Annotated in this window: 14 protein-coding genes; 6 read left to right on the top strand and 8 right to left on the bottom strand. The window is 68.3% G+C overall.

Annotated features, from left to right (window positions below; all coding sequences use genetic code 11):
* The first annotated feature begins 136 nt into the window (after positions 1-136).
* Both ACFPN9_RS15205 and hspQ read left to right on the top strand, forming a co-directional pair.
* Entirely contained in the window at positions 137-1,186 is a 1,050-nt protein-coding gene (locus ACFPN9_RS15205) for an HpcH/HpaI aldolase/citrate lyase family protein (RefSeq protein ID WP_066718329.1), read from the top strand.
* Between the two features lie 105 nt (positions 1,187-1,291).
* A complete protein-coding gene (hspQ, locus tag ACFPN9_RS15200; RefSeq protein WP_066718326.1) occupies positions 1,292-1,621 on the top strand; it encodes a heat shock protein HspQ in 330 nt (109 codons plus the stop codon).
* 84 nt (positions 1,622-1,705) lie between these two features.
* Here hspQ and ACFPN9_RS15195 read toward each other — a convergent pair whose 3' ends face one another.
* Positions 1,706-2,470: an invasion associated locus B family protein gene (locus ACFPN9_RS15195; RefSeq protein ID WP_066718324.1), complete on the bottom strand. Its 765-nt coding sequence runs from the start codon at positions 2,468-2,470 to the stop codon at positions 1,706-1,708.
* A gap of 242 nt (positions 2,471-2,712) precedes the next feature.
* On the opposite strand from ACFPN9_RS15195, the gene ACFPN9_RS15190 reads away from it, so the two are divergent.
* Both ACFPN9_RS15190 and ACFPN9_RS15185 read left to right on the top strand, forming a co-directional pair.
* Complete coding sequence (locus ACFPN9_RS15190) at positions 2,713-4,566, top strand: extracellular solute-binding protein (protein ID WP_066718321.1); 1,854 nt, start codon at positions 2,713-2,715, stop codon at positions 4,564-4,566.
* An 11-nt stretch (positions 4,567-4,577) separates the two neighbouring features.
* Positions 4,578-5,594 (top strand): AMP-binding protein, encoded by a 1,017-nt coding sequence (locus ACFPN9_RS15185; protein WP_066718319.1) that lies wholly within the window; start codon positions 4,578-4,580, stop codon positions 5,592-5,594.
* Between the two features lie 12 nt (positions 5,595-5,606).
* On the opposite strand, the gene mfd is transcribed toward ACFPN9_RS15185, so the two are convergent.
* Positions 5,607-9,155 (bottom strand): transcription-repair coupling factor, encoded by a 3,549-nt coding sequence (gene mfd, locus ACFPN9_RS15180; protein ID WP_066718316.1) that lies wholly within the window; start codon positions 9,153-9,155, stop codon positions 5,607-5,609.
* A gap of 119 nt (positions 9,156-9,274) precedes the next feature.
* The gene (locus ACFPN9_RS15175) at positions 9,275-9,571 is read right to left on the bottom strand and encodes an FAD assembly factor SdhE (protein ID WP_066718313.1); all 297 of its coding nucleotides are present in this window, start codon (positions 9,569-9,571) and stop codon (positions 9,275-9,277) included.
* Positions 9,572-9,731: 160 nt separating this feature from the next.
* Between ACFPN9_RS15175 and recG the strand changes: the two genes are divergently transcribed.
* A complete protein-coding gene (recG, locus tag ACFPN9_RS15170) occupies positions 9,732-11,834 on the top strand; it encodes an ATP-dependent DNA helicase RecG (protein WP_066718309.1) in 2,103 nt (700 codons plus the stop codon).
* 6 nt (positions 11,835-11,840) lie between these two features.
* Here the strand turns inward: recG and ACFPN9_RS15165 are convergent, their stop codons facing one another.
* The 3 genes from ACFPN9_RS15165 to ACFPN9_RS15155 all read right to left on the bottom strand — a co-directional run bounded on the left by ACFPN9_RS15165 (position 11,841) and on the right by ACFPN9_RS15155 (position 13,756).
* Positions 11,841-12,362, bottom strand: a complete 522-nt coding sequence (locus ACFPN9_RS15165; protein WP_066718306.1) for a hypothetical protein — start codon at positions 12,360-12,362, stop codon at positions 11,841-11,843.
* 23 nt (positions 12,363-12,385) lie between these two features.
* Entirely contained in the window at positions 12,386-12,961 is a 576-nt protein-coding gene (locus ACFPN9_RS15160; RefSeq protein ID WP_066718303.1) for a hypothetical protein, read from the bottom strand.
* Between the two features lie 81 nt (positions 12,962-13,042).
* On the bottom strand, positions 13,043-13,756 hold the full coding sequence (locus ACFPN9_RS15155) for a DUF502 domain-containing protein (RefSeq protein ID WP_066718300.1): 714 nt from the start codon (positions 13,754-13,756) through the stop codon (positions 13,043-13,045).
* 179 nt (positions 13,757-13,935) lie between these two features.
* On the opposite strand from ACFPN9_RS15155, the gene ACFPN9_RS15150 reads away from it, so the two are divergent.
* Complete coding sequence (locus ACFPN9_RS15150) at positions 13,936-14,310, top strand: YbaN family protein (protein ID WP_066718296.1); 375 nt, start codon at positions 13,936-13,938, stop codon at positions 14,308-14,310.
* Between the two features lie 12 nt (positions 14,311-14,322).
* On the opposite strand, the gene glmS is transcribed toward ACFPN9_RS15150, so the two are convergent.
* Together glmS and glmU are read right to left on the bottom strand one after the other, a co-directional pair.
* A complete protein-coding gene (glmS, locus tag ACFPN9_RS15145) occupies positions 14,323-16,149 on the bottom strand; it encodes a glutamine--fructose-6-phosphate transaminase (isomerizing) (RefSeq protein WP_066718293.1) in 1,827 nt (608 codons plus the stop codon).
* Positions 16,150-16,263: 114 nt separating this feature from the next.
* Entirely contained in the window at positions 16,264-17,628 is a 1,365-nt protein-coding gene (glmU, locus tag ACFPN9_RS15140) for a bifunctional UDP-N-acetylglucosamine diphosphorylase/glucosamine-1-phosphate N-acetyltransferase GlmU (RefSeq protein ID WP_156446456.1), read from the bottom strand.
* Positions 17,629-17,878: the final 250 nt, after the last annotated feature.

Raw genomic sequence — 17,878 nt, 5'->3', positions numbered from 1 at the left:
AAGACTGAATACCTAGGAATAAATAGACGGATTATCGTCCTAGGCATTCTGTCTCCGCTATCTCTCCCACCCAAGGGAGGATGGACGCGCCCTTCCCGCTCCGCCACATTCGCTGCACCGCAGCAGGGAGTGCCCGATGACCACCAAGACGCCGCGCCAGTTCTTCCGGCCTCTCGCGATCGGCGCGCCCGAGCCCTTTCGGGAGCTGCCGCTGCGGCTCGAGCGGATGATCCATTTCGTGCCTCCGCATCTGGAGAAGGTTCGCGCCAAGGTCGGCGACCTCGCGCCTACCGTCGACATCGTGCTCGGCAATCTCGAGGATGCGATCCCCGTCGAGGCCAAGCAGGCGGCGCGGGACGGCTTCATCGCCATGGGCCAGGCGGTGGATTTCGGAAAGACCGGGCTGTGGACGCGGGTGAATGCGCTGAACTCGCCCTGGTTTCTCGACGACATCACCGCGATCATGGGCCAGATCGGCGGCAAGCTCGACGTCGTGATGGTGCCCAAGGTCGAGGGCCCCTGGGACATCCATTATGTCGACCAGCTGCTCGCCCAGTTCGAGGCGAAGTATTGTCTGCCCAAGCCGATCCTGATCCACGCCATCCTTGAGACGGCCGAAGGCGTCAAGAACGTCGAGACCATCGCCACCGCCTCGCCGCGCATGCACGGCATGAGCCTGGGCCCGGCCGATCTCGCCGCCTCCAGGGCGATGAAGACGACGCGCGTCGGCGGCGGTCATCCCGAATACAAGGTCATCGCCGATCCCACATCCGATGGCGCGCCGCGCGCCGTCGCGCAGCAGGACCTCTGGCACTACACGCTGGCGAAGATGGTCGATGCCTGCGCGGCGGCCGGCATCAAGCCCTTCTACGGCCCCTTCGGGGATTTTGCGGACGAGGCCGCCTGCGAGGCCCAGTTCCGCAATGCCTTCCTGCTCGGCTGCGCCGGCGCCTGGACGCTGCACCCCTCGCAGATCGCCATCGCCAAGCGCGTCTTCAGCCCGGATCCGGCCGAGGTCGCCTTCGCGAAGCGCATCCTTGAGGCGATGCCCGACGGCTCGGGCGCGGTGATGATCGACGGCAAGATGCAGGACGACGCCACCTGGAAACAGGCCAAGATCATCGTCGATCTCGCGAGGCAGGTCGCGGCGCGCGATCCGCAGCTCGCCGCGCATTACGGCATGTGATGGGGCGCAGCGCGAAAAGCGGTTGATTTCGACCTATTTGCGACGCAATTCTCACGCAAGCGCAAGGGTTCACCCTGCTCTTCCGTACCGATGGATCGATCAGAGATGCAAGCACGTTCCGCCAAGTTCAGGATCGGCCAGGTCGTCAAGCACCGGGTCTACCCGTTCCGGGGCGTGATCTTCGACGTCGACCCGGTCTTCTCCAACACCGAGGAATGGTGGCTGGCGATCCCCGAGCATTTGCGCCCGTCCAAGGACCAGCCCTTCTACCACCTCTTCGCCGAGAACGAGGAGACGGAATACGTCGCCTATGTCTCGGAGCAGAACCTCGTCATCGACGACACCGGCCGCCCCGTGCGCCATCCGCAGGCGAAGGAATTCTTCCGCCGCGACCGCAAGGGCCGCTACCAGATCGACCGCGCCGGGCTGAACTGACCGGCAAGCCGGCTCCCGAGCCCCTGAAGCGAAACAGGCCGCCCTCCCGGGCGGCCTGTCTGCTTTTGAGGCGGTGAAACCTGCTCAGGGCTTCGGCGGGGTCGCCGGAGCGGCACCCGGAGCCGGAGCGGCGCCCGGCGCCGCATTGGCCCCGCCGCCGCCGAGCCGCTGGCGCAATTCCTCCTGGCGCTTGGCCAGTTCGTCCTGGAGCTGCTTCTGCTGCTCTTCCAGCACCTTCGGGTCGATCGCCGGGCCGTCGAAGCCCTTGGCGAAATCCGTCAGCGGGATCGAGAAGGAGACCTCTCGGGCGCCCTGGTTCTGCACGCTGACGCTGAGATTGTTGCCCTTCTTCATCGCGTTGATGAAGTCGTCCTTCACCTGCGCCTCGGCGAAGCAGCCATTCGGGAAGCAGATCGCGTAGCGCCCGGCGGTCGGCTGGGCGGTGTCGACGCCGAAGCGGATGCCGGGCTGCAGCAGCAGGCCGAGCGGCATCAGGAAGCGCACGATCTTGTTGGGGTCGCCCTTGACGTCGTAGATCGCGACGGCGAGCACCGGCTGGCCCTGATCCGAGACGAAGTCGCGGGTGGTGTAGCAGATTTCCTTGTTGGCGGCCTCGTCCTTGCCGCAGACCTTGGTCCAGCTCGTCTGCGAGGGCTCCGGCTTGACCTGAACGACGGTCGGCCCGCTCGCCTGACCCTGGGCCGGCTGGGCGGGAGCCGGCTGCGCCGGGCGCGGATTGGCGGGACGCGGTTGCGCCTGCTGCGCGAAGGAGGCCATCGGCGCGAGGCCGATCGCGGTGCTGAGTGCAACGCTCAGGGCGCGAGCGGACAGGCGAAACGAAGCGGACATGGCACTTTCCTTAAATCACGCGAATTCGGGATCACGACTTCGCAAGCCGCGCGCGTCACCACCGACAGCCCCATCGCATATCCGCGCCGGCTATCGCAAGCCGTGCACTTCAGGGGCGAATGCGGCGTGAGCATGACGTATCGGCTCCGGCTTTAGCGAGTTCCGCCAAGGGATTCCAGCCCGAATAGCTGCCCGGCGCCGGCCCCGTCGTGATATCGTCGGCCCGAGAATCAGGTCGGACGATGCTTTTGCTTGACGCGGCCCGGGCGGCCTCACGCGCCGCGGCCTTTACCCTGACGGTCCTGTCGGCGCTCATCCTGGGGATGGCGGCGGCGGCGCGCGCCGAATCGCCCGCGATCGACCACGCCATTGCGATGCATGGCGAGCCAGCCCTGCCGCGCGGCTTCGCGCATCTGCCCTATGCCGATCCGAAGGCGCCCAAGGGCGGGCGCATCGTCTTCGGCCAGCAGGGCACCTTCGACAGCCTGAACCCGCTGGTCGTGCTCGGCGTCGCGCCCGACGCCGTCCCGCGCTATGTCCAGCAGAGCCTGCTCTTCCGCTCGGCCGACGAACCCTTCACAGCCTATGGGCTGCTCGCCTCGCGGGTGGAGCTGAACGAGGCCCGCACCCGGCTGGCCTTCGAGATCGACGAGCGCGCCCGCTTCTCCGACGGCACGCCGGTGACCGCGCAGGACGTGGTCTTCACCTTCGAGATGCTGAAGACGAAGGGCAAGCCCTTCCACCGCTCCAGCCTCGGCCGCGTCACCCGGGTCGAGGCCCCCTCGCCGCGCCGGGTCGAGTTCGAGCTGGGCGACGGCAGCAATCGCGAGCTGCCGCTGGTCATCGGCGCCATGCCGATCTTCGCCAAGCATGCGACAAATGCCGAGACCTTCGGCGAGACCAGCTTCAAGCCGGCGCTGGGCTCGGGCCCCTATGTCGTCTCCGATCTCGTTCCGGGCGCGACCATCACCCTGAAGCGGCGCAGCGACTTCTGGGCCGAGGATCATCCGCTGACCCGCGGCCTCTATAACGCCGACGAGATCCGCTACGATTTCTATCGCGACGCAAACGCCCTGTTCGAGGCCTTTAAGGCCGGGCTCTACGATGTCCGCATCGAGCCGGATCCAACGCGCTGGATGACCGGCTACGACATCCCCGCCGTCCGCGACGGGCGCATCGTGAGAGAAACGCTGCGCTTCGAGGCGCCCAAGGGCATGACCGGGCTCGTCTTCAACACGCGCCGCCCGCTCTTCGCCGACATCCGCGTGCGCGAGGCGCTGGCGATGATGTTCGATTTCGAATGGGTCAACCGCAATCTCTTCCACGGGGTCTATCGGCGCGCCGGCAGCTTCTTCTCGGACTCGGAGCTCTCGGCGCTCGGCCAGCCGGCGGGGCCGCGCGAGCAAGCCCTGCTCGCCGCCTTCCCCGGCGCCGTCAGGCCCGACATCCTGGCGGGCACCTGGGTCCCATCGGCCACCGACGGCTCGGGCCGCGACCGCGAGCAGGCCCGCCGTGCGCTCGATCTGCTCAACAAGACGGGCTACGGCCTCGTCGACGGCGTGCTGCGGACGATGAAGGGCGGCGATCCGCTCGCCTTCGAGATCACCGTCACCAACCGCCCGCAGGAGCGTCTGGCACTGAACTACGCCCAGTCGCTCGGCCGCCTCGGCATCCGCGTCGATGTCCGGCTGATCGACGACGTGCAGTACTGGCGCCGGCTCTCGGCCTTCGACTTCGACATGATCCAGTGGACCTGGCCGGTCTCCGCCTCCCCCGGCAACGAGCAGATCGGCCGCTGGGGCTCGGCCAATGCCGGCCGCAAGGGCTCACTGAACTATGCCGGTGTCGCCTCGCCGGCCGTCGACGCGACCCTGCAGGCGCTGTTGGCGGCCCGCGAGCGGGAGGACTTCGTCGCCGCCGCGCGCACGCTCGACCGGCTGCTGCTCTCGGGCTTCTACGTCGTGCCGCTCTACTACCTGCCGGACACCTGGATCGCCCATGGGCGCGACATCGTGCTGCCGGCGCGCAAGCCCGCCTTCTTCCTGTCCACCGAAGTCCTGGCGCGCCTCCCGGCGACGCCGGCCCCGGCCAATTGAGAGACGGCGCGATGCGGGCCGAACCGGACGAAGCCACCGCCCTGCTCGACGGCCTCCATTTCGACACGCTGCTCCAGGCGCTCGCGGCCGGGCGCGGCTATGAGCCAGCCCTGCGCGACCCGCCGGGCCGCCAGGGCTGGAGCGATGTCGTGCCGGGCTCGCTCAGCTTCGGCCAATTGCACGCCGCGACCGACCGTCTCGCCCGTCTCCTTTCGATCAACCGGGCCCAGCCCGGCGCCCGCGTCGCGATCCTGGCTCCGCTCGGCCCCGAAGCGGTGCTCTCCGTATTGGCCTGCCTGCGGGCCGGCCTCTCGCCGATGCTGATGCCGATGCACGGCAACGAGCTGGAATTGCTGCGGCTGATCGAAGCCACCGACGCGGTGATGGCGCTCGGCGTCGCCCGCGTCGGCCCACTGCGCCCGCTGCTGATGCTGCGGGAACTCGCGGTGCGCGCCTTCGGCACGCGCTTCGTCGGCGGCTTCGGCGCGGAGGTGCCGGACGGCATCGCCCCGCTCGACAGGCTGATGGACAGCGCGACCTTGCACCCGCTGCCGGAGGTCGAGCGGCGGGCCGGACTCCAGGTCGTCGACGGCGCGACGATGTCAGGCCCTGTCGAGATCAGCGAGCGCGACGTGCTCGGCAAGGCGCTGGAGATCTCCCGCCTGCTCAAGCCGATGGAATCTTCGCGGATCGTGACTACACTGGTCGGCGGCGATCTCGCTGCGCTCGCCAGCGGCCCCGCCATGGCGATGCTGACGGGTGTCGAGCTGCTGCCGCTCGGCCTGTTCAGCCTGGGCGACCTGCAGGCCTGCATCGAGGGCGGCCGCAACGTGCATCTGGTGCTGCCGGGCGCGATGGAGCCGGCCCTCGCGCAGTCACGCCTGGCGAGCCACCCCGCGCTGGCGAGCCTCGTCTTCGTCCAGCGCCCGGCCGGCAGCCGCGCCCTACCCGCCATCGACCGGCCAGACGTCGCGATCGTCGACATCGATGTCGCGGGCGCCGCCGAGATCTCCGTCAGCCGGCGCTGAGCTGCAGGCGCTTCACGCGGCCTTCTTGCGCTCGGCGATCCGCGCCAAATCGGTCAAAAGGCGCCGGGTCTCCTTCAGCCGGGCTTCCGCCGACTCCAGGTCGTCGATGAAGACGACGCGCATGTCCGGGCGCACCTTGGCGAGCGTCCCCATCTTCGCGACATAGGAGACGAGCCCTTCAGGGTTCGCGAACTCGTTGTCGCGGAAGGCAACGATGATGCCCTTGGGCCCGGCCTCGACCTTCTCGACATTGGCGCGCTTGCACAGCGCCTTGATCGCGACGATCTCGAGCAGCTGCTTGACCTCCTCCGGCAGTGGGCCGAAGCGGTCGACCAGTTCGGCCCCGAAGGACTGCAGCTCGCCGTCGTCGTCGAGGGTCGAAAGCCGCTTGTAGAGGGTCAGCCTCAGCGTCAGATCGGTGACGTAATGCTCGGGGATCATCACCGGCGCGCCGATCTGGATCGTCGGCGACCACTGCGTCTCGCTCTCGTACTCGACACCCGCCTTGAGGGCCGCCACCGCCTCTTCCAGCATCTGCTGGTAGAGCTCGTAGCCGACCTCCTTGATATGACCGGACTGCTCGTCGCCGAGCAGATTGCCGGCGCCGCGAATGTCGAGATCGTGGCTGGCGAGCTGGAAGCCGGCGCCGAGCGTATCCAGCGACTGCAGCACCTTGAGCCGCTTCTCGGCCTGGTCGGTCAGCTTGCGGGTCGCCGGCACCGTGAACAGCGCATAGGCGCGCACCTTGGAGCGACCGACGCGGCCGCGCAGCTGGTAGAGCTGGGCCAGGCCGAACATGTCGGCGCGGTGGATGATCAGCGTGTTGGCGGTCGGGATGTCGAGCCCGGATTCGACGATGGTGGTCGAGAGCAGCACGTCGTACTGGCCCTCGTAGAACGCCGTCATCACGTCCTCGAGCTGGCCGGCCGCCATCTGGCCATGGGCGATGCCGACCTTGGCCTCGGGCACCTGCTTGTCGAGGAAATCCTTGACCTCGGCGATGTCCTCGATCCGCGGGACCACGTAAAAGGAGCGCCCGCCGCGATAGCGCTCGCGCAGCAGCGCCTCGCGCACGATCAGCGGGTCGAACGGCGTCACGAAGGTCCGCACCGCGAGACGGTCGACCGGCGGCGTTGCGATGATCGAGAGCTCGCGCACCCCGGTCATGGCGAGCTGGAGCGTGCGCGGGATTGGCGTCGCCGTCAGCGTCAGCATATGCACCTCGGCGCGGAACTCCTTCAGCCGCTCCTTGTGGTTGACGCCGAAATGCTGCTCCTCATCGACGATGACGAGGCCGAGATCCTTGAACTCGACGCCCTTGCCGAGCAGCGCATGGGTGCCGACGACGATGTCCATCGTGCCGTCCTTGATGCCGGCCTTCACCGCTTTGAGGTCCTGTGCCGAGACGAAGCGCGAGGCCTGGCCGACATTCACAGGCAGGCCTTTGAAGCGCTCGGCGAAGTTGCGGTAATGCTGCCGCGCCAGCAGCGTGGTGGGCACCACCACCGCGACCTGCTTGCCGGCGAGCGCGCAGGCGAAGGCGGCGCGCAGCGCGACCTCCGTCTTGCCGAAGCCGACATCGCCGCAGACCAGCCGGTCCATCGGGCGGCCGGCTGCCATGTCGTCCAGCACGGCGTCGATGGTGTTCTGCTGGTCCTCGGTCTCCTCATAAGGAAAGCGGGCGCAGAACTCGTCATAGAGCCCTTCCTGCGGAATCAGCCGCGGCGCTTCCTTCAGCGCGCGCGCGGCGGCGATCGCGATGAGCTTGCCCGCCATCTCGCGGATACGCTGTTTCAGCTTGGCCTTGCGGGCCTGCCAGCCGCCGCCGCCGAGCCGGTCTAGCGCAACCTCGGTGTCTTCCGAGCCGTAGCGCGAAAGCAGCTCGATGTTCTCGACCGGCAGGAACAGCTTGGAATCGGCCGCGTAATGGATCTCGAGGCAGTCATGCGGCGCCCCGGCGGCTGCGATCGACTGCAGCCCGACGAAGCGCCCGATGCCGTGATCGACATGGACGACGAGGTCGCCCGGCGCGAGCGAGGAGAGCTCGGCGATGAAGTCCTGCGGCCGGCGCGTCTTCTTGCGCGGGCGCACCAGGCGGTCGCCGAGAATGTCCTGCTCGCCGATGACGGCGAGCTTGCCGGCCTCGAAGCCGGTCTCGAATCCCCAGACCGCGAGCGCCGTGGTGCCCGGCTTCAGATCGAAGGCGGCCCGCAACGAGCCCGTCATCTGCACGGTCTTGAGGCCGTGATCGGCCAGCACATGGGCCAGACGCTCGCGCGATCCCTCGGACCAGGCCGAGAGGATGACGCGCTTGCCGTCCTTCTCCAGCGCCTTCACATGCGCGACCGCTGCGTCGAAGACGCCGCCGGCATTGTCGGCACGCTCGGCGGCGAAGCTCCTGCCCTGCCTCGCACCCAGATCGACGATCAGCTTGCCGTCGCTGTCGGGCAGCTGGAAGGGCGTCAGCGTGGCGACGCCGGACTGGTCGACGATGCCGCGCCAGTCGGCCGGCGAGAGATAGAGCGCGTCCGGCTTCAGCGGCTTGTAGGGCACGCCGCCGGCGCTCGGCTGCTCCATCGCCGCCTTGCGGGCGTCGTAATAGTCCTTGATCAGGCTGATTCGTTCGCCGACCGCATCCTCGCCCTGATGGTCGAGCACCAGCGGCACATCCGGCAGATAGGTGAAGAGCGTGTCGAGCCGCTCCGCCAGCAGCGGCAGCCAGTGCTCGAGCCCGGCCGGACGGCGGCCTTCGCTGACGGCTTCGTAGAGGGTGTCGTCGCGACCCGGCGTGCCGAAAGTGGTGATGTAGCTCTGGCGGAAGCGCCGGATGCTCTCGCTCGTCATCTGCGCTTCGGACATCGGCACGAGGTCGAGGCCCCGCATCTGCCCGGTCGTGCGCTGCGTTTCCGGATCGAAGGTGCGGATCGATTCCAGCGTGTCGCCGAAGAAATCGAGCCGGATCGGCGCCGGCATCCCCGGCGGGAAGAGATCGACGATGCCACCCCGCACCGCGAATTCGCCGGTCTCGCGCACGGTCGAGGTGCGCAAGTACCCGTTCATGTCGAGCCAGCGCGCCAGTTGCTCGGTGTCGACCATGTTGCCCGGCGCCGCCGAAAAGCTCTCGGAGGCCACCTTGGAGAAGGCCGGCACGCGCTGCAGCGCGGCGCTGACCGTCGTCAGCAGCAGCCGCGGCTTGTCGCCGGACTTGGTCTTGGCCAGCCGTGACAGCGTCGTCATCCGGTGCGCGACGATCGAGGGCGCGGGCGAGACGCGGTCATAGGGCTGGCAGTCCCAGGCCGGGAACGTCATCACCTCGAGATCGGGCGCGACGAACTGCAGCGCGTTTTCGAGCACCTGCAATCGCTGGCCGTCGCGGGCGACGAAGACCAGCATCGCCGCGCCTTCCGCCTTCTTCGCCCGGGCCCGGGTCAGATCGGCGAGAACGACGGCATCGAACCCGTCCGGCACGCTGGCGAGCGTCGGCTTGTCGCCCCGATGGAGCGCATCGAGGATGCGGTCGCTCTGCAGCTTGGCGATCTGGGCGGGAGGCGGAATGCTCATGGAAGCGCGTCATTCTCGGGCTTGACCCGAGAATCTCGGGACGAGAGGGCAATGGATTCAGAGATGGTCGGGTCAAGCCCGACCATGACGGATGTGCTGACTTGCGTCCGGTTGGCGGCTCACACGTGGATCGGCCGCTCGTGATGGTGGAACGCTTTCAGCCGGCGGAAGACGGGGGTGTCGTAGTTCGAGGGGACCTCGGCCTCGCCGGTGATCCAGCTCAGGAGATCGCGGTCGAGCACCTCGATCAGCCGCTCGAACTCGTCCAGCTCGGCCTCCGTCAGCGTGCCGATATGCGCGTCCGCGAATCCGCCCATGATCAGATCGTTCTCGCGCATGCCGCGATGCCAGGCGCGGAACAGGATCTTGCGGCGGCGCGGATCGAGATCGGCGCTGGTGCGGGACGAACCACTCATCGAAACCTCGGCGGGACGGAAACCACGGGGATGGGCAATGGCGACGGGGCCGGCCCCATCGCGGAGCCTGCCGATGCGGGCTATATAGCCATCGCCTCCTGCGAAGTCAGCGGCCCGCCGGCGGCAAAACCTCACACTCCTGACAAAGCCGAGTTGCCGTTTGCGCCCGTCCCTGCTCGATCCCCTCTTCGCCCCGGTGACGACGCTGCCCGGCGTCGGACCCAAGACGGCGAAGGCGCTCGACAAGCTCCTGGGCGACGAAACCCGCGGCGCTCGTGTCGTCGACCTCCTCTTCCATCTGCCGGTGGGGGGGATCGACCGGCGCCCTAGCCCGACGATCATCGACGCCCCGATCGGCGGCATCGCCACCTTTTCGGCGCGGGTCACTGAGCATCGTCCGCCGCCACCCGGCAAAGGCAAGGCGCCCTATCGGATCCTCGTCGAGGACGAGACCGGCGACGTCACGCTCGTCTTCTTCCATGCCGATGTCCGCCATCTGCTGCAGACCCTGCCGATCGGCGCCTACCGCATCGTCTCCGGCAAGCTCGAGCTGTGGGAGGGCATGCGCCAGATGGTGCATCCCGACCGGCTGCTCGACCCCGCCCAAGCGGCGACCCTGCCGACGATCGAGCCGGTCTATGGACTGACCGAGGGCGTCGGCCCCCGAGTCATGGCGCGGATCGCCGCCGCCGCCGCCGAAAAATGCCCGGCTCTGCCGGAGTGGCAGGACCCCGCCTTCCTCGCCCGCAGCGGCTTTTTGCCCTTCCTCGAATCCGTGCAGGCCCTGCACCATCCCGCCGATCTCAAGGCCGTCGAGGGCGACACGATCGCCCGCCGCCGTGTCGCCTATGACGAGTTGCTGGCGAGCCAGGTCGCGCTCGCGCTGGTGCGCCGCCAGCAGAAGAAGAGTGCCGGCCGCGCCACGGCGGGCGATGGCCGCCTGCGCCATGCCATCGCCAGCGCCCTGCCCTTCACGCTCACCGACGGCCAGCGCCAGGCGCTCGCCGACATCCATGCCGACATGGAAAAGCCCGAGCGCATGCTGCGGCTCCTCCAGGGCGATGTCGGCTCCGGCAAGACCGTGGTGGCGCTGATGGCAATGGCCGCCGCCGCCGAGGCGGGCCGCCAATCCGTGCTGATGGCGCCGACCGAGATCCTGGCGCGCCAGCATGCCGAGAGATTGGCCCCGCTTGCCCAGAAGGCCGGGCTGAAGCTCGCTCTGCTCACGGGCCGTGAAAAGGGGCCGGGCCGGGCGCGCGTGCTGGGTGGCCTGGCGACCGGCGAAATCGACATCGCCGTCGGCACCCACGCGCTGTTCCAGGAGGGCGTCGCCTTCCGTGACCTCGCACTCGCCATCGTCGACGAGCAGCACCGCTTCGGCGTGCATCAGCGGCTGCTGCTCGGCTCCAAAGGCGAGGCGGTCGACATTCTGGTGATGACCGCGACGCCGATCCCGCGCACGCTGTCGCTGACCTGGTTCGGCGACATGGACATCTCGATTCTCGCCGAGAAGCCCGCCGGCCGGCAGCCGATCGTGACCAAGGCGATTTCCTCGGAACGCCATGACGAGGTCGTCGGCGCCGTTGGCCGCGCGGTCGACAAGGGCGCGCAGGTCTACTGGGTCTGCCCGCTGGTGCAGGAATCCGACACGCTCGATGTCGCCGCCGCGCAGGAGCGCTATGACGCCCTGCGCGAGGTCTTCGGCGACAGGGTCGGGCTGCTGCATGGCCAGATGCCCGGCCGCGACAAGGATGCCGCCATGGCCGCCTTCGTGGAAGGCAAGACCCGCATCCTGGTCTCGACCACGGTGATCGAGGTCGGCGTCGACGTGCCCAATGCCAGCGTCATGGTGATCGAGCATGCCGAGCGCTTCGGGCTGGCCCAGCTTCACCAGCTGCGCGGGCGCATCGGACGCGGATCGGCCGCCTCGACCTGCCTTTTGCTCTACAAGGGCCCGCTCGGCCCCGTCGCCGAAGCCCGCCTCACGATCATGCGCGAGACCGAGGACGGCTTCCGCATCGCCGAGGAGGATCTGCGCCTGCGTGGCGAGGGCGAGGTGCTCGGCACCAAGCAATCCGGTTCGCCGGACTGGCGCGTCGCCCGGCCCGAAACCGATGGCGACCTGCTGGCAGCGGCGCGCGACGATGCGCGCCTCCTGATCGAGCGCGACCCGCAGCTCGACAGCGAGCGCGGCCGGGCGATCCGCACGCTCCTCTACCTTTTCGAGCGCGATGTCGCGATCCGGCTGCTGCGAGCCGGTTGACCCGGCTCAGCGGCAGCGCGCGACCGGCATGCGCGTCAGGCGGAAAACCCGGTCGTCCGCCCCCTCGTTCAGGCTGCGCCCCTCGCCGCCGGCGCAGCCGCCCGAGGTCGTGAACCAGGCGCCCTCGCTGGCGTCGCCGATCAGCAGCGTGTCGCGATCCTCGATCCGCAGCCTGAAGCCGCCGCCGTCGCAACTGTCGGACGAGCAGCGGACGACGCCTTCCACCACGCGGCAGGACCCTGAGCCGACGAAACGGCGCGAGCCGCGGTCCCGATAGGTCACGATCAGGCGGAAATAGGCGCTCCGGCCCTCGCTGGCCTCTCGCTGCGCCTCGAGGCCGCGTTCGAGCCTGATCGTGGGAAAATCCCGCACCAGCCTGATCGAGCTCACCTTCTGCCGGGGATGGGCGCGCAGATGGGCGGCATCGTAGAACCGCGCATAGCAGACCGGCTCCAGCTTTGGCAGCGCCGCGTCCAGCGCTGTTTCTGCTGTCTGAGCGAACGCCGGCACGGCGAGGAGCGACACCATCGCAAGCCCTCCGAGCAGGCCCCTCACGGCCGGCACCGCGCCGCCGGGGCGCGCTCCAGCACGAACACCCGGTCGGCGGCCTTGTCCCCGAGCCAGACGACGTCGCTCTCGCGGGAGCAGGACCGGCCGATGCCGATGGCATGGGGAAGATGCTGGCCCTCGACCGTTCCGCCGATCCGCAGGACCAGACGGTTCGGGCCTTCGACAAGGATGTCGACATCGCCGCGCCCGCAGGCGGAGGCGCATTGCAGCCGCTCCCGCCCCCCCTCTCCGACCTCCCAGGCCCTTAAGCCGTGACAGTCCAGTGGCTCGGGCCCGACCCTTCCCGAGCCTCGCAGCCGTGCACTGACGGCGAGGGCCAGCTGGGGCGCCTCGGGACCGTCGATCGCCTCACGACGCAGCGCGGCGCGGTCCCGAGCAATGACGATCTCCGCGACGCTCTGGGCCGGGTTCGCTGCAAGATGCGTGCGGTCGTAGCGGCGGATGAAGCAGGCTTCGGTCTCTTCGGGAAAGGCAAGCCGATATTCGGTTGCCCCGGCCGACAGTGCTGAGGGAACCGAAAGCAGAGCCGCAAGGGCGGGACGACCGAATGTCCTCATCCAAGCCTCGCCATTTCGGCGGCGCCTGTAACCACCTTTAGCGCATCACACCCGCAATCGCGGCGCGATGCAATGGTTTCGTCAGGCTGGCGCCCCGCCGGGGGCGCGCAGCGTGGGCTTTGCCGCAGCCCCCGGCTGAATCAATCCGGCCGACATGATCAGCTTGGCGCCGTCCTCGACGGTGATCGACAGCTCCACCACCTCGCGGCGCGGCAGGTAGAAGAAGAAGCCCGTCGTCGGATTGGGCGTGCAGGGCAGGAAGACGCCGATCTGATCGTTCCCGTCCGGCAGGCGCCCGGCGATCTCGGGCGCCGCCTCCTGCGCGATGAAGACGATCGACCACATGCCGGGCTGCGGGAACTGCACCATGCCGACCTTGCGAAACGAGGTGCCCGATTGCGAGAAGATCGTCTCGAAGACTTGCTTCACGCCCTTGTAGAGCCCGCGGACGACCGGCATCCGGTTGAGGATCGCCTCGCCGGCGTCGATCAGCGTGCGGCCGACGAGGTTGGCGGTCATGAAGCCGAGCAGCGTCAGCCCGATCAGCCCGATGATCAATCCGAAGCCCGGCACCGGATAGGGCAGATGCGTATCGGGCCAATACGCCGCCGGGATCAGAGGCTTCACCAACCCGTCGACGAAATTGACGAACCACCACGTCACCGAGGCGGTGATGGCGAGCGGCGCCGCGATGACGAGTCCGGTCAGGAAGTAACGCCGCAGGCGTGTCCCGAAGGTCGGGTTCAGGAGATCCGCCTGCGCGACGAGGCGGGGATCCGGCGGGGTCGGCGTCATGCGAGCGATCCGATCAGTCTGGCAGGCGCGAGGCTGAACGCGCGATGCGACAGACGTGCCAGCGGCATCGGACGAATTCAAGGACCGGGTCGGAGTTCGCCGGCGGAGCGCTTGCGGGCTCCGCCGCGGCAGTGCTTTCGTGCGACTCACTTCGGCGAATCGGCGGGACCATTCCGAGAATGACGCGGTTCCACCGTTACCGCCGGCCTTTCCTGTTCGCAGCCGGCTGGGTCCTGACCGCAATCGGCGTGGTCGGCATGATTCTGCCGCTGATGCCGGGCACGGTCTTCCTGATCATGGCGGCCTGGTGCTTCTCGCGGTCCTCGCCCCGCTTCGAGGCCTGGCTGCTCGGCCATCCGCGGCTGGGCCCTCAGGTGCGGCGCTGGCGCGAATCCGGCACGATCGCCCGCCCGGTCAAGCTCGTCGCCTGCGCCTCGATGGTGCTGAGTTTTGGCATCCTGACGCGGACCAGCGCGCCGCCGATCGCCCTGTGGACGACGGGCGCCTGCCTGCTGGCGGCGGGACTCTATGTCGCCAGCCGCCCGGAGGCGTGACCCGCCGCCCGCTTACTCGACGGTCACGGATTTCGCCAGATTGCGCGGCTGATCGACGTCCTTACCCATGAAGACAGCCGTCTGATAGGCGATCATCTGGATCGGAAGCGCATAGACGATCGGTGCGAATGTCGGGTCCATGTCGGGCATGATGATCGTCGCTTCGGGCTCGATCCCGCAATGGGCGGCCCCCTTCGCGTCGGTGACGAGGATGATGCGGCCGCCACGGGCCGCGACCTCCTGCATATTGGAGGCCGTCTTCTCGAAAAGCGCGTCATGCGGCGCGACCACGATCACCGGCATGTCTGAGTCGATCAGCGCAATCGGACCGTGCTTGAGTTCTCCCGCCGGATAACCTTCTGCATGGATGTAGCTGATTTCCTTGAGCTTCAACGCAGCTTCCAGCGCCAGTGGATAGCTCGTGCCACGGCCGAGATAGAGCACGTCCCGGGCCTTCGACAGCTCGCGGGCGAGCGTCTCGATCTCGGGTTCGAGCTGCAGCGCCTTCGCCATCAGCCCTGGAAGGGCGATCAGGTGCTGCACATGCACGGCCTCGTCCTCGGCCGAGAGCGTGCCACGGGCGCGGGCTGCAGCGAGCGCAAGCGAGGCGAACACGGCAAGCTGGCAGACGAAGGCCTTGGTCGAGGCGACGCCGATCTCGGGACCGGCAAGCGTCGGCGCGACGGCGTCGCTTTCGCGTGCAATGGTCGAGGTCGGCACATTGACGACCGAGAGGATGACCTGCCCGTTCTCGCGGGCATAGCGCAGGCCGGCCAGCGTATCCGCGGTTTCGCCGGATTGCGACACGAAGAGCGCCAGACCCTGCTCCGGCAGCGGCGCCTCGCGATAGCGGAATTCCGACGCGACATCGATCTCGACCGGCAGCCGCGCCAGCTTCTCGAACCAGTACTTCGCGATGAGACCCGCATAGTAGGACGTGCCGCACGCGCTGATCGTCAGGCGCGACAGCCCCTTCCAGTCGATCTGGTCGCCGAAGGGCAGCCGGACCTGGCCTTTGGCCATGTCGAGATACTGCGTCAGCGTGTGGCCGACGACTTCCGGCTGCTCGTAGATCTCCTTCGCCATGAAGTGGCGGTGATTGCCCTTCTCGACGAGGAAGGCCCCCGCCGCGACGCGCTGGGCGCGGCGCTGCACGGGCTGGTTCGCCTTGTCGTAGAAGGTCGCGCCTTTGCGGTTGAGTACGACCCAGTCGCCCTCTTCCAGATAGGCGATGAGATTGGTGAAGGGGGCGAGCGCCAGCGCATCCGAGCCGAGATACATCTCACCGTCGCCGATGCCGACCGCGAGCGGCGAGCCCTTGCGGGCGCCGATCAGCAGATCGTCCTGCCCCTCGAACAGGAAGGCCAGCGCGAAGGCGCCGTGCAGGCGCGGCAGGCTAGTGGCGACGGCATCGACCGGCGTCTTGCCGCGGTCGAGCTCACGGGTAACGAGATGGGCGACGATCTCGGTGTCGGTCTCCGTCTCGAAGACATAGCCATCGGCCTGGAGCTCTGCCCGCAGCTCGCGGAAATTCTCGATGATGCCATTATGAACGACGGCGAGCTTGGGCGTGGCGTGCGGATGCGCATTCGTCTCGTTGGGCTTGCCATGCGTCGCCCAGCGCGTGTGGCCGATGCCGATCAGCCCTTCCAGCGGCTCGCTCGACAGCCGGACCTCGAGATTCTTGAGCTTGCCCTCGGCGCGGCGACGGGTGAGTTGCCCGCGCTCGAGCGTCGCGACGCCGGCAGAATCGTAGCCGCGATATTCGAGCCGCCGCAGCGCCTCGACCACCTGGCCCGCAACCGCTTCCTTGCCCAGAATCCCGACGATGCCGCACATGCGCATACCTCTTCAGCCGTTGCCGTTCGCGATCCGCTTAGCGGCTTCGCGCCACAAGGCAAAATCACTCTAAATGTCCAACTATGAACGGCCGCTTGCGCCGTTTCTCCGGATTCAGGGCTTTCTGGCCGCGGCCTTGCGCGCGAGTGCAGCCTCGCGGAAGCTCTTCGCCCAGCCATCCTTGACGATCTGACGCCCCCGCCCGAGCGCCAGCGCATCGGCCGCGACATCCTCCGTCACCACCGAGCCGGAGCCGACGATCGCGCCCGCGCCGATCGTCACCGGCGCGACGAGGGAGGAGTTGGAGCCGACGAAGGCGCCGGCTCCGATGGTCGTGCGATATTTGAAGAAGCCGTCGTAATTGCAGGTGATCGTGCCGGCCCCGATATTGGCCTCGGCGCCGACGGAGGCGTCACCGATATAGGTGAGGTGGCTGACCTTGGCGCCCGCGCCGATCTCGGCGGCCTTGATCTCCACGAAGTTGCCGACCTTGGCCTTGTCGGCGAGCCGGGCCCCGGGCCGCAGCCGCGCATAGGGCCCGACGCTGGCCTGCGGCCCGACATCGGCGCCCTCCAGATGGGAGAAGGCGTGAATGACCGCGCCGTCCGCCACGCTGACGCCGAGACCGAACACGACATGCGGCTCGATCACCACGTCGCGGCCAATCTGCGTGTCGTGGCTGAAGAACACCGTCTCGGGTGCGATCAGCGTCGCCCCCTCCGCCATCACCTCCCGCCGTCGGCGACGCTGGAACTCGGCCTCGGCAGAGGCGAGCTGGATGCGATCATTGACCCCCTGGACCTCGCTCTCGGGAGCGGCGATCGCCCGCGCCTCGAGCCCCCGCCCCCGCGCGAGCGCCACCGCATCCGGCAGATAGTACTCCGATTGCGCGTTGTCGTTGCCGATGGCCTCCAGCAGGCTCAGGGCTTGATGCCCCTCCAGCGCCATCAGCCCGGCATTGCAGAAGCGGACAGCCCGCTGCTCCGGCGTCGCGTCCTTGTGCTCGACGATCGCCTCCAGCGCGCCATCATGCAGCAGCAGGCGGCCATAGCCGGTCGGGTCCTGCGCCTCGAAACCCAGCGCCACGACGCCGGCGCCCCGCGCCAGTTCCGCCCGCAGCGCGCCAAAGGTGTCCGGCCTGATCAGCGGCGTGTCGGCGAAGGCGACGATGACGTCGTCGAAGCCCGCGGCCAGCGCCTCATGGGCGGCGAGCGCTGCATGGGCGGTGCCGCGCCGCTCGGCCTGCACGGCGATCGTAACCTCCGGTAGCAGGCGGCGCGCCGCATCGGCCACGTCCTCCCGCCCGGGACCGACAACGACAACGATCCTGTCCGCGCCCGCCGTCGCCAGCGCCGTCAGCGCATGGCCCAGCAACGAGCGCCCGCCGATCTCGTGCAGCACCTTCGGCCGCGCCGACCGCATCCTCGTCCCTTCGCCTGCGGCCAGGAGAATTGCGAGGCAGGACCGGGCAGGCTGCATTTCCGTCATGATTGTCGGTTCCTTTGCCGCCGCGCCAAGGCTTTTCCGGTCGCGGTGACGCATAGTGGTGTTGCAACGGCCGTGGATAGCCGATCCCACTGTCATTTGCCAAAGTCGAACAGCCAATTGTGGGTTACGTCTGTTGCCCGCACCCAGGAGACGAGTCATCGGCCAGATTTCGCCGGCCCTGCCGCTTTTCATGTCACCCGGAAATGCTCTAGAAGCGCGCGAGGACGAGGGCGTCGTCCGC

It is taken from the genome of Allobosea massiliensis (assembly GCF_042655245.1).
In the GTDB taxonomy this organism is placed as follows: Bacteria; Pseudomonadota; Alphaproteobacteria; order Rhizobiales; family Beijerinckiaceae; genus Allobosea; species Allobosea massiliensis.
This window is presented reverse-complemented; position numbering and strand designations above follow the sequence as displayed.